Raw genomic sequence first — 12,342 nt, 5'->3', positions numbered from 1 at the left:
GGTGGGGGAATGAGGGGTTCAGGGAATGAGGACGGACGAACCCGTGGTGCGGCCCGCCTCCAGAGCACGGTGCGCCGCCGCCGCGTCGTCGAGGGTGTAGCGCTGGTTGACACGGATCGCGATCCGGCCGGCAGCGACGTGGCCGAACAGCTCGTCGGCCAGGCCGTCGCGCTCCGTCGGCTCGGCGATGTAGTCGGCCAGTGCGGGCCGGGTCACGAACAGCGAGCCGTGGAGGGCGAGTTGCATCGCGTCGAGCGGCGGCACGCCGGATGCCGTGCCGAAGCAGACCAGCAGGCCGCGGCGGCTGAGCGAGGCCATGGACCCGGCGACGGTGTCCTTGCCGATGCTGTCGAGGACGAGGGGCACACCTGCCCCGCCGGTCAGCTCCCGCACTCGCTCGGCGACGTCCTCCCGGCGGTACAGGATGGTGTGGTCGCAACCATGGGCACGGGCGAGTTCGGCCTTCGCGTCCGTGGAGACCGTGCCGATCACGGTGAGGCCGAGCAGCTTCGCCCACTGGCAGATGATCAGGCCGACACCGCCCGCGGCGGCGTGCAGCAGGATCGTGTCGCCGGGCTTCAGCGGATGGATCCGGCGCAGCAGGTAGGCGGCGGTGAGGCCACGCATGGTCATCGCGGCGGCGGTCTCGCAGTCGATGCCGTCGGGCAGCCGGATCAGCGGGTCGGCGGGCATGATCCGTTCGGTGCTGTAGGCGCCGAGCGGGCTGCCGGTGTACGTGACGCGGTCGCCCTCGGCGACGTGGGTGACGCCCGCGCCGGCGGCCTCGACGATGCCGGCGCCCTCGACACCGAGACCGGCGGGCAGCGGCGCCGGGTAGAGGCCGGTGCGGAAGTAGGTGTCGGCGAAGTTGAGGCCGATGGCCTCGTGCCGGACGCGGACCTGTCCGGGGCCCGGGTCACCGACGGTGACCTGCTCCAGCCGCAGGACGTCGGGGCCGCCGGTCTCATGGAAGCGGATGGCGTGTGCCATGGGATGCTCTCTTCGTTCGGCGGTGGTCAGCGGGTCGTGTCGCGGAGCATGAACCCGCGCTGTCCGGGACGCCGGTTGGGCACCATGCCGAGCCGGGCCAGGGTCTGGTCGGTGTCGGTGTAGTACTCGCCGATGCGGTAGATCTCCTTGGCCTCCGCGCCGCTCGCGATGTCGCGACCGAGGGCGTCGGAGATCCGCACCATTTGCTCGATCTGTCGGACGGAGCTCATGCGCTCGCCCTTGCTCGCCCACAGGTTGTCCTCGTTGCCCACGCGGACGTGCACGCCGAGGGCGATGGCGATGGCGTTCATGGGGGCGACGGCGCGCATCGAGGACTCGATGGTGAGGACGGCGCCGTCGGGGACGCGGCGGACGAACTCGATCAGGTCGGCTGGGTGGCGCCCGGCGAATCCGCCGCCGATGGCCACGTAGTTGAGGACCAGCGGGCCTGTGTACACGCCGCTGCGGATGAGGCGCTCGACGGTCTCCAGCTGTGCCATGGTGGCGAGTTGGAAGTGCGGCTGGATGTCGTTGGCGTGCAGGCGCTTCAGGTGTTCGAGGTAGAAGTCGGGACCGGCCTCGACGACCATGTCGCGGTAGGCCTTGTAGTAGTCGGGCTTGGCGATGGAGGTGCCGGTCAGATCGTCGTCCGTCATGATCTCGACGATGTTCATCTGGCTGGTGTTGATGGCGATCGTCACCTGGTCGGGACGCGGGGTGAGTTCTGCCAGCAGGTGGCGGGTGTCGTAGCTCAGCCATTTCGCATCGGCACCCTCGCCCTCGGGAGCGAACGAGATGGATCCCCCGATCTGCAGGACCATGTCCGGAACGGCCTCGCGCAGCCGTCCGAGCAGTTCGTTGAACATGGACATGCGCTTGGAGCCGTGACCGTCCAGTTCGCGTACGTGGATGTGGAGCACGGTGGCGCCGGCGTTGTAGCAGTCGACGGCGGCCTGGACGTGCTCGTCCATGGTCAGGGGGAGGTCGTCGGCGTCGCCGGGGAGCCACTCCGGGCCGTAGGGAGCGGCCTGGATCACCAGCTTTTCCTGGTTCTCGGGCAGCAGGGAGTCATCGAGGAAGTGCATGGGTCATCTCCTGGTACGCGGACGCGGCGGGCGGATGGCCGTCGGGCACCATCCGAACCAACTCGGGCTGTTCACAAGGGCATTGCTCGAAGGAGCTTCGGTGTCCCTTGCGGTACGGCCACGTTAAGAGCGGGTTACGCGCCGCGCTTCACCCGAGGTGACAGAAGACTTGTCACTTGGGGACAGGGCCGGTGGCCGCCCGCCGGGTGCGCCACTCGCGTGCGCTGGTGCCGAACTGATCACGGAACCAGCGGGAGAAGGCGCTGGGGGCCGAGAAGCCGAGCAGGCCGGAGATCTCCGTCAGGGAGCGGCGCGGGTTCGCCACCAGTTGCTCGGCCAGCTGTGTGCGCGTGGCGTTGACGAGCGAGGAGAACGTCTCGCCGGATGCGGCCAGATGCCGGTGGACGGTCCTGCGGTCGACGCCGAGGCTCCCCGCGACCTGTTCGATCGAGCAGCGTCCGGTCGGCAGCAGGACCTCGATCAGCTCGCGCACCCGGTCCAGCTCGGTGGTCTCCGAGGCCACCGCGATGGACTCGAAATACTGGCGGGCGTAGCCACGCAAGAGGGGATCCGACATCGAATTTGGGGTGTCGAGATCGGTGGCGTAGAAAACCAGGCCGTTGAATTCCTGGTCGAATTCCACCACTGGCCCGAAGTGGCGGCGGTGCGCCGCGATGTCGCGAGGGGCTCCGTGGGTGAAACACACGGACACCGGCCGCCAGCGGGCGCCGAGGAAGACCCGTAGAAATCCGTGGAAGGCACCCACGGCCAGCTCGACGGCCTGCCGGGCCTGGCGCACCTCACCGAGCTCCAGGCTCACCTTGACGGTGGCGAGGCCGTTCGCCTCGGTGAGCCGGCTGCGCAGCATCTCGTTGTACATGCGCTCGTGGCGGACCAGGAGCTGGATGACGCTGCGGACGTCGGGCTCCTCGCGCAGGACGAGGCTGATGGGCCCGAGATTCGAGAAGCGGCGGCGCTCGGCGAGAAGCAGGCCGAACTCGTCGCGGTCGGCGGCCGCGGCGGAGAGTTCGAGGAGCTCGGTGACGGCGATGCCGGAGATCCACCGGTCCTGGACGGCGAGCCCGACCGGATCGAGACCCACGCGCTTCATCAGGGTGCGCGGATCGATGCCGAGGGACTGGCTGAGCTCTATGTAGTTGCTCAGTGCTGCGTTGCGGACCAGCGGCTTCATCAGGGCACTCCAGGGCTCTGTTCCAGTCGGGGCGCTCCAAGACTCTGTCCCAAATTGATAAGCGCTCTGTCCCGTCAGGTCAAGCGATGCGTCGGGCCGTGACCTAGCGTGGCACCACCGCGGGGCCCTCACGGAATTCTGGCACAAACACCTTGGCAAATTCTCAGCCTTTTGAAAATGCCTCGTTCTCGACTCGAATTCGCGGACGAAATCGGGATTCCACCCCTTGGTGCAGCGGAATGCACCGAAGAAGAGAGGAGAAGAATCATGGTGGGCCGGCCATCAGTAGAGATTCCCCGTAGCCCCTGCACCGGTTCTGCCGTGTGGCGGGGTCCGGAGCTGGCGCACTCCCGTGCCTGGGAGTGGCATCTTGCACCGGCTCAGCTCGACGAGCTCGACGCGGCGCTGCAGGCAGTACGTGTACGGGGGACCCCGCTGCTGAGGATAACCGCAGACCGCTTCCCCGTACCGGGGCTTGCTTCACAACTTGCCTGCATGGCCGAGGAGTTGGAGTACGGCCGGGGCTTCGTCCTGGTCCGCCGCATCCCGGTCGAGAGACCTGGCCTCGCGGCGGCCGGCGTCCTTCTCTGGGGCCTGGGCCGGCACCTCGGCATCCCGGTGTCGCAGAACGCGACGGGGCACATGCTCGGCCACATCGAGGACACGCACGAGGTCCGGGCGGCGCGGCCGTTCCACACCGACGAGGCCGACATGCTCGCTCTGCTGTGCCTGCGCAATGACGGCAGCGGAGGGCATGCGGCGCTGGCCAGTTCGGCGGCGGTCCACAACACCGTGCTGGCGCGTCGACCCGAGCTCATCGGCGGTCTCTATCGCACGCATTTCCTCGACCGCCTCGGAGAGCAGGCTCCGGGGCAGCGCCCCTGTCACGCGGTGCCCCTCGCGCACCGTGGCCTGGAGAGGTTCAGCCTGCGTTACGACCGCCACCGGCTGGAGTCGGCACAGCGCTTTCCCGACGTGCCGCGTCTGACCCCCGGCGACCTGGAACTGTTCGACCACATCGACGGGTCGGCGGCCTCCCCGGAGCTCCGCCTCGACCTCGCCCTCGCCCCCGGAGACCTGCTGCTGGTCAACAACCACGCGGTCCTGCACTCCCTCACGACATCGGAGAGCACCACCGGGCCCGGAGCGCGGTTTCACGCACTCCGGTTGTGGCTCACCCCGCATCGCCCCCGCGAGCTGCCCCCGGAGTTCTGGGGCGATGCGCACTCCCCTGCCGGTGGCCGCGGCGGAGTCGCGCCACGCGATGTGATCACCCCGCAAACCCCGACGACAAGGAAGCCGCATGACCGACCTGTTCGCACTCCTGGCCCGATCCGTCCGGTCCCACGCTGACCGGACGGCCGTGCGGCAGGGCGGGGCCCTGCTCACGTACTCCCAGCTCGACGACATGACCGCCCGGCTCGCTGCACTCCTGCGCGCCAAAGGGCTGCGCGCGGGCGACCGCGTGGCGGTGGCCCTGCCCAACGTCATCCACTTCCCCGTCGTGTACTACGGCATCCTGCGCGCCGGTGGCGTGGTGGTCCCGATGAATCCACTGCTGAAGTCCGGTGAAATGGCTTTCGTGCTCCGTGACTGCGGTGCCCGTCTGGTGGTGGCCTCTCCCTCCTGCGCGGACGAGGCCGCACCGGCGGCGGCGCAGGCCGGTGCGGAGTGCCTGGTCGCGGATCCGGCGGTGTTCGACGCGCTACTGCGCTCGATTCCGGCGATGACCGGGGCGGCCCGCTGCGCCGACGACGACACCGCGGTGATTCTGTACACGTCCGGCACCACGGGGACTCCGAAGGGTGCGGAGCTGACACACCGCAACCTCGTGAGCAACGCGCTGACGACGGCGCGGACGCTGCTGCGCGTGGGGCCGGACGACGTCCTGTTCGGAGGCCTCCCGTTGTTCCACGCGTTCGGGCAGACCTGCGCCCTCAACACCGCGGTCGCGGCGGGCTGTTGCCTGACCCTGCTGCCCCGCTTCGACGCGGGCGGAGCTCTGGAGACAATGCGTCGGGACGAGGTGACCGTCTTCCTGGGGGTGCCCACGATGTACAACGCGCTCCTCCAGAACGGCATCGGACAACCCCTGCCGCGGCTGCGCCTCGCGGTCTCGGGCGGCGCCTCGCTGCCTGTCGAGCTGTTGCACGCCACCGAGCGGGAACTGGGCGTCACCGTGCTGGAGGGCTACGGCCTCTCGGAGACGTCTCCGGTGGCCTGCTTCAACCCGCCGGACAGACCCCGCAAGCCCGGCTCCATCGGGGTTCCCGTTCGCGGGGTCGAGTTGCGGCTCGTCGCGGACGACGGTTCCCCGGTCGGCCCCGGCGAGGTCGGCGAACTGGCGATCCGGGGGACGAACGTCATGAAGGGATACTGGAACCGGCCGGACGCCACCGCGCGCGCCTTCCGCAACGGGTGGTTCCACAGCGGCGATCTCGCCCGAGTCGACGAGGACGGCTACTACTTCGTCGTCGACCGCAAGAAGGACCTCGTCATCCGCGGCGGCTACAACGTGTATCCGCGGGAGATCGAGGAGGTTCTGTACCAGCACCCGGACGTCCTGGAGGCCGCGGTGGTCGGTGTTCCCGACCCCGCACACGGTGAGGAGATCGCCGCCGTGCTGGTCCTGCGGCCCGGTACCCGCACGACGTCGGACGAACTGCGCGACCATGTCAGACAGCGGGTGGCAGCCTACAAGTACCCGCGGATAGTGCAGTTCGTCGACGCACTGCCCAAGGGTGCGACCGGCAAGATCCTCAAGCGGGACATCGTGGTCGCTCCGCCGAAACCCCTGGACGCCTGACCGTCACGGCCGGTGGGCCCTGGGAGTGCTACGGCCTCCGGAGCCGGCTCGGGGGGTCGTGGGCAGTGTGCTCCGGATCACCGATGGCCGCGAGCCCGATCGCCTCCGCATCGCGGCGCTGGACACGGTGAGCATGGGCATCAGCCGTAGCAGGGCGCGTCCGGCGGACATGGTGTGCCCGCCGGGATCCGGCATCACGGGAGCTGCGGGCCGGATTTCGGGTGCGGTCACGGGCCTCCTCGGCCGTGCCCAGTGCAGGGAGGGCAGGACGGTTGTGCGGATGATGCGGGTGTGTGGGCGGCGGACACTCAGCTGTCGAAGCCGAGGCCGAAGCGGTCCAGAGACCTCAGCCAGAGGTTGCGGCGGCCCTCGTTGAGGTCGGCGCGGGCCAGGGACCATTTGGTGAGCCCGATGCCGATCGAGCGGACCGGCTCGGGCGGGAACGGAAGGGGTTTGCGGCGGACGAGGTCGAGCGCCGTGCGCTCGGTGCGCTCGCCGGCGAGCAGATCGAGCATGACCTCCGCACCGAATCGGGTCGCGCCGACACCGAGGCCGGTGTAGCCGGCCGCGTACGCGACCTTTCCGTGGTGACTCGTGTCGAAGAAGACACAGAAGCGGGTGCTGGTGTCGATGGCCCCGCCCCAGGCGTGGGTGAAGCGCACTCCGTCCAGCTGCGGGAAGGTCGTGAAGAAGTGCCGCGCCAGGGTGGCGAAGGTCGCGTGCCGCTGGTCGTGTTCGGCGCGGACGCGGCCCCCGTAGCGGTAGATGGCGTCGTAGCCACCCCACAGTATGCGGTTGTCCGCGGAGAGCCGCACGTAGTGGAACTGGTTGGCGCTGTCCGCGAAGCCCTGACGGCCCCGCCAGCCGACGGAGGCGAGCTGCCGCTCGCTCAGCGGTTCGGTCATCAGCGCGTAGTCGTAGACGGGGACGGTGTACGGGCGGTGGCGACGGAGCAGGGAGGGGTACGCGTTCGTGGCCAGGGCGACCCGTCGGGCCGTGATCCTGCCGTAGGGGGTGCGGGTTGTCATCACGGCGCCCCGCTCGTCGAGCGAGAGCGCCGGTGTGTGCTCGAAGACGCGGACGCCGAGGGAGAGGCAGGCGCGCTTGAGGCCCCAGGCGAGCCGGGCCGGGTTGACCATGGCGACGTCGTCCTTGTTCCACAGACCACCGAGGAAGGTCGGGGAGTTGATCTCGGCCCGGACGGCCTCGGTGTCGAGCAGGACGGGGTTGCCGCCGTAGCGGGCGACAACCTCGGCCTCGTGCTGGAGGCCTTCGACCTGGTAGGGCTCGGTGGCGACGACGATGGAGCCGGTGCGCTCCCAGGCGCAGTCGATGTCGTGGCGTTCGACGGTGTCCTCGATCGCCTGGAGGTTCTCGCGGCCCAGGCGTTCGAGGATGCCGATCTCGTCGGGCCAGCGGTCGAGGCCGTTGTGCAGGCCGTGGGTGAGGCTGGACTCGCAGAATCCGCCGTTACGGCCGGAAGCTGCACCGCCGGCCTCGTCGGCCTCGATGAGCACCACGTCGAGCGAGGGGTCGCGCTCCTTGGCGACGAGGGCGGTCCAGAGGCCGGTGTACCCTCCGCCGACCACGAGGAGGTCGCAGGTGGTGCCCCCGGTCAGGGCGGGAGTGCCCTGCGGCCTGTCGGGGTCGTCCAGCCAGAACGGGGTCGGTTCGGCGTCCCGGAGCGAGGTGAGGTGGTCCATGGGGCGGGCTCCTTAGGATCGCGGAGGTACAGGCCTCCGGAATGCCGTAATGAGACCCGCCCGGACTCGATAAGGTCAATGGTGTTGACGTAAGGGCCCACCGCACACCCGTTTCCGCAGGTCAGGCAGGTCTGGCCGGGTCCCAGCGGTCGAGGATCTCGTGCGCGATCCGGCTCGCCTCGGGCTCGAAGCGGAGCGCCAGCTCCCGGAAGAGCTCCTCGGCGCGCGCGGCCGGCCACTCCTCGGGCAAGTGCTCGGCCGGCAGGTGGGGGTCGCGTCGCACCAGGTCGAGCCAGTCGGTGTGGAGCAGGAGCTGGCGGCCGAGGTCGTCGCCGGCCTCGGCGGGCGCGGAGCCGCCGCCCCAGCGGACCAGGAAGTCACGGTAGCCCTCGGCGATCGCGTCGATGTCGAAGGCGGTACGGACCAGGGGGCCGACCTCGGTGGGCGCGGCGACCTCGCCCCGGAAGGCCCTGATGCGGTCCCCCAGTCCCAGCTCCGCCGCGAGGGGAGCAACGTCCACCCGGCCGGGGGCGACCCAGAGGCCGTTCTGCAGCGGGCCGAAGCCGGCCCAGACGAGCCGGGAGCGGAGGTCGTGGCGCTCGCGTCGCCAGGATTCCGGCAGCGAGAATCCGATCAGGGTCCAGGTGCCGTCCCAGGCTCGGTTCACGGCGCCGGTGCGCCAGATACGCTCCTGCCCGTCGGCGAGCACGGCGGCAGCGCGGCTCGTGAGCGAGAAGTACATCCTGCGGCCACGTCGGTGCCGCTCCAGCAGGCCGCGGCCGACCATGCGCGTGAGGGTGGAGCGGACGGCGTCCTCCCCCACCGCCACACGAGCGAAGGCGTCGATGACGCTCGCCGAGGAGAGCGCGGTGTCGGTACCGAGGACGTGGATACCGAAGAAGCTCAGCATCAAGGACTGGGGGCGGGGTGGGGCTCCGCGTTCGGCGGCAGGCTCCGGCTCGCGTCCCTGGGCGGGGTCGGGATGGGTCACGGGGACAGCGTAGGGGTGCGACCCGGGCGACGACGATCAATATTCGGCAATTCATTGACTGCCGACACGAACATGCCTAGCTTTGGCGCCATCGGCGCGTTCTACCGGTCGCTGCTCCGTACACGCTGCCCCGCAGAAGAACGGCGCCACGCGCCCGCGCCTCCGCGCTCCCCCCTCATCTCCCCCGTTCCACGGGAAAGGACCCCGTTCATGGATCTCTCCGACAAGGTCGCCGTCGTCACGGGCAGCGGCCGTGGCCTCGGGCTCGGCTACGCCCGGTCCCTCGCCGCCGCCGGTGCCGCCGTGGTGATCAACGACGTCGACGCCGAGGCCGCCGACGCGGCCGTCAAGCAGATTTCCGCCGCCGGCGGCCGGGCCGTCGCCGAGGTGGTGCCGGTCGGCACCACCTCGGCAGCCGAGGCCCTGGTCGCCCGCGCGGTCGACAGCTTCGGCCGCCTCGACGTCATGGTCACCAACGCCGGTGTGCTGCGGGACAAGGTGTTGTGGAAGATGACCGACGAGGACTTCGACACCGTCGTCCAGGTACATCTGCGCGGGACCTTCACCTGCGTCCGAGCCGCCGTGGCCCGGATGCGCGAGCAGGGCGAGGGCGGGCGGATCATCGTCGCCGGCTCCCCTGCCGGGCAGCTCGGCAACTTCGGCCAGACCAACTACGCCGCCGCCAAGGCCGGCGTCGCCGCCATGGTGCGCACCTGGGCGATGGAGTTGGCGCGCGCGGGCATCACCGCGAACGCCGTCATCCCGGTCGCCGCGACCGCCATGACCAAGACCATCCCCGCCTTCGCCCCGCACATCGAGGCGCTGGAGCAGGACGGCACGGCCTTTCCCGACAGCCTGCGCAAGGGCGAGGGGTTCGGCACCGTCGAGGACGTCGCTGGTCTGGTGACCTTCCTCGCCTCGAACGCCTCGGCCGACGTGAACGGCCAGTGCATCGGCATCGGCGGCGACAAGCTGTCCCTCTGGTCGCACCCGCAGGAGGTCTCGGTGGCGTACGCCGACGGGGGCTGGAGCGCCGACACGATCGCCGCCGCCTGGCCGGTGACCGTCGGCCGCACCCCGCAGACCTTCGGCATCCCCGCCCCGCGGCTGTGAGGGGCGGAGCATGCTGAACCTCGACGAGCTCGTCGCGATCGACGTCCACACCCACGCCGAAGTCTCCGCCAAGGGCGGCACTTCCCTCTCGGCGGAGCTGGACAGCGCCGCCGGCACCTACTTCAAGGCCGAGCACCGCCATCCCACCCTGCCGGAGATCGCCGCCCACTACCGCGAGCGGAAGATGGCCTGCGTGGTCTTCACCGTGGACGCGGAGTCGGCCACCGGCACGCCGCCGGTGCCGAACGAGGAGATCGCCGAGGCGGCCGGGCAGAACCCGGACGTGATCATCCCGTTCGCCGGCGTCGACCCCTACAAGGGCAAGGCTGCGGTCCGTCAGATCCGCCGTATGGTGGAGGAGTTCGGGGTCAAGGGCTTCAAGTTCCACCCCAGCATCCAGGCCTTCCACCCCAACGACAGGCTGGCGTACCCGCTGTACGAGGCCATCGAGGAGGCCGGCGCGATCGCCGTCTTCCACACCGGCCAGACCGGCATCGGCGCGGGCGCCCCCGGCGGCGGTGGTATCCGGCTGAAGTACTCCAACCCCATGGACGTGGACGACGTCGCCGCCGACTTCCCCGGCATGCGGATCGTCCTCGCCCATCCGTCCTTCCCCTGGCAGGACGAGGCGCTCGCGGTGGCCACGCACAAGCCGCAGGTGTACATCGACCTGTCCGGGTGGTCTCCCAAGTACTTCCCGCCCCAGTTGGTCCAGTACGCCAACAGCCTCCTCCAGGACAAGGTCCTGTTCGGTTCCGACTATCCGCTGCTCTCCCCGGACCGCTGGCTGGCCGACTTCGCCAAGCTCCCGATCAAGGACACGGTACGTCCGAAGATCCTCAAGGAGAACGCGGCCGCCCTGCTCGGTCTGACCAACCGCTGAGGGGTTTCCATGCGCAACCAGGGCATCGGCTCCTGGACCACCCGCCGGAACCGCAGGACGCCACGGCGCACCGCTCTCCTCCACGAGGGCCGCGCCATCGGCTACGCCGAACTCCACGAGCGCTCCATGCGGCTCGCGCACGTACTGCGGGGGGCTGGCGTGGGCCGCGGGGACCGGGTGGCCTACCTCGGCCCCAATCACCCCACCCATCTGGAGACGCTCTTCGCCACCGGCCTGCTCGGGGCCGTCTTCGTGCCGCTCAACACCCGTCTCGCCGTACCGGAGCTGCTGCACCAGCTCGACGACTCGGGCAGCCGGGTCCTGGTGCATGCCCGGCAGCCGGAAGACCGTGTGACGGCGCTGGCCGAGGGTGCCGGGCTCGGCACCGTCCTCGCCGTCGAGGCAGGACCCGGACGCCCGTACGAGGAACTGCTCGCCGCGGCCGGAACCGAACCGATCGATGAGGAGGTGAGGCACGAGGACAACTGCCTCATCATGTACACCTCGGGCACCACCGGCCGTTCCAAGGGCGCCGTCCTCACTCACGGCAACATCATCTGGAACAGCCTCAACGTGGTTGTCGACACCGACCTCGCGAGCGACGAAGTGGCTCTCGTCGGGGCGCCGCTGTTCCACACCGCCGCCCTCAACATGAGCTGTCTGCCCACCCTCCTCAAGGGCGGGACGGTTCTCCTGGAAACCTCCTTCGACGCGGCCCGCAGCCTGGAGCTGATCGAACGACACGGTGTCACCTGCATGTTCGGCGTCCCGACCATGTACGACGCGATGGCGGCAGCGCCCGGCTGGGCGAGCGCCGACCTGTCGAGCCTGCGCACACTGCTGTGCGGTGGCGCCCCGGTTCCGAACCGGACCGCCCGCGCCTATCTGGACCGGGGGCTCGCCTTCGTCCAGGGCTACGGCATGACCGAGACCGCCCCGGGGGCACTCGTCCTCGGCCGGGCCGACTCACTCACCCACGCCGGCTCGGCGGGGGTGCCGCACTTCTTCACCGACGTGAGCGTGCTGCTGCCCTCGGGCCAGGAGGCGGCGCCGGGCGAGAAGGGCGAGGTGGTCGTCGCGGGCCCGAACGTCACCCCCGGGTACTGGAATCTGCCGGAGGCTACGGCGGCGGCCTTCCTCGACGGGGGCCGCTTCCGCTCCGGCGACGTGGCCACGGTCGACGCCGAGGGCTACGTCACCCTCGTCGACCGCCTCAAGGACATGATCGTGTCGGGCGGGGAGAACATCTACCCGGCCGAGGTCGAGAACGTCCTGCTCGGGCACCCGGCGGTCGCCGAGGCGGCCGTCGTCGGCGTGCCCGACCCCAAGTGGGGCGAGGTGGGCCGGGCCGTCGTCGTCCTGCGCGCGGGCGCCACCGCCACGGCGGAGGAGCTCATTGCCCACCTGGAGGGCCGGCTCGCCCGTTACAAGATCCCCCGGGGGGTCGCCCTCGTCCCCGAACTCCCCCGCAATGCCGCGGGAAAGCTGCTCAAGGGACCGATCCGGGCGCTCTACGGCTCCGGGGACCGACCCGCTCCCTCCTCCTGATCATCCGCCCGCTCCACCTCCCTCTTCCGGA

The 12,342-nt window shown here is 70.1% G+C and carries 10 protein-coding genes; 5 read left to right on the top strand and 5 right to left on the bottom strand.

Translation table 11 applies throughout. The features are described 5' to 3' along the window. Positions 1-18 precede the first annotated feature (18 nt). The 3 genes from OG978_RS39115 to OG978_RS39105 form a co-directional block, all read right to left on the bottom strand. A complete protein-coding gene (locus OG978_RS39115) occupies positions 19-990 on the bottom strand; it encodes a quinone oxidoreductase family protein (protein ID WP_326769771.1) in 972 nt (323 codons plus the stop codon). A gap of 26 nt (positions 991-1,016) precedes the next feature. Beyond that, on the bottom strand, positions 1,017-2,075 hold the full coding sequence (locus OG978_RS39110) for a 3-keto-5-aminohexanoate cleavage protein (protein ID WP_326769770.1): 1,059 nt from the start codon (positions 2,073-2,075) through the stop codon (positions 1,017-1,019). A 172-nt stretch (positions 2,076-2,247) separates the two neighbouring features. Then, entirely contained in the window at positions 2,248-3,267 is a 1,020-nt protein-coding gene (locus OG978_RS39105) for an AraC family transcriptional regulator (protein WP_326769769.1), read from the bottom strand. Between the two features lie 177 nt (positions 3,268-3,444). Between OG978_RS39105 and OG978_RS39100 the strand changes: the two genes are divergently transcribed. Together OG978_RS39100 and OG978_RS39095 are read left to right on the top strand one after the other, a co-directional pair. Beyond that, the gene (locus tag OG978_RS39100; protein WP_326769768.1) at positions 3,445-4,620 is read left to right on the top strand and encodes a TauD/TfdA family dioxygenase; all 1,176 of its coding nucleotides are present in this window, start codon (positions 3,445-3,447) and stop codon (positions 4,618-4,620) included. Then, the gene (locus OG978_RS39095; RefSeq protein WP_326769767.1) at positions 4,571-6,073 is read left to right on the top strand and encodes a long-chain-fatty-acid--CoA ligase; all 1,503 of its coding nucleotides are present in this window, start codon (positions 4,571-4,573) and stop codon (positions 6,071-6,073) included. Before OG978_RS39100 ends, OG978_RS39095 begins: the two co-directional genes overlap by 50 nt. A 308-nt stretch (positions 6,074-6,381) precedes the next feature. On the opposite strand, the gene OG978_RS39090 is transcribed toward OG978_RS39095, so the two are convergent. Then, positions 6,382-7,776 carry an NAD(P)/FAD-dependent oxidoreductase gene (locus tag OG978_RS39090; protein WP_326769766.1) on the bottom strand — a complete coding sequence of 465 codons (1,395 nt, stop codon included), beginning with the start codon at positions 7,774-7,776 and terminating at the stop codon, positions 6,382-6,384. 121 nt (positions 7,777-7,897) lie between these two features. Then, a complete protein-coding gene (locus tag OG978_RS39085) occupies positions 7,898-8,767 on the bottom strand; it encodes a PaaX family transcriptional regulator (RefSeq protein WP_326769765.1) in 870 nt (289 codons plus the stop codon). A 210-nt stretch (positions 8,768-8,977) separates the two neighbouring features. Between OG978_RS39085 and OG978_RS39080 the strand changes: the two genes are divergently transcribed. Genes OG978_RS39080 through OG978_RS39070 form a run of 3 tightly spaced genes read left to right on the top strand, consistent with a single transcriptional unit; the run spans position 8,978 to position 12,311 of the window. Further along, positions 8,978-9,880 (top strand): SDR family NAD(P)-dependent oxidoreductase, encoded by a 903-nt coding sequence (locus OG978_RS39080; RefSeq protein WP_326769764.1) that lies wholly within the window; start codon positions 8,978-8,980, stop codon positions 9,878-9,880. 10 nt (positions 9,881-9,890) lie between these two features. Continuing rightward, entirely contained in the window at positions 9,891-10,763 is an 873-nt protein-coding gene (locus tag OG978_RS39075; protein WP_326769763.1) for an amidohydrolase family protein, read from the top strand. A 9-nt stretch (positions 10,764-10,772) separates the two neighbouring features. Beyond that, positions 10,773-12,311, top strand: coding sequence for an acyl-CoA synthetase (locus OG978_RS39070; protein ID WP_326769762.1), 1,539 nt, complete (start codon positions 10,773-10,775; stop codon positions 12,309-12,311). The last annotated feature ends 31 nt before the right edge of the window (positions 12,312-12,342 follow it).

This window comes from Streptomyces sp. NBC_01591, from assembly GCF_035918155.1.
In the GTDB taxonomy this organism is placed as follows: domain Bacteria; phylum Actinomycetota; class Actinomycetes; order Streptomycetales; family Streptomycetaceae; genus Streptomyces.
Note: the sequence above shows the minus strand (reverse complement) of the source record. Positions and strands in the feature narration are given on the sequence as shown.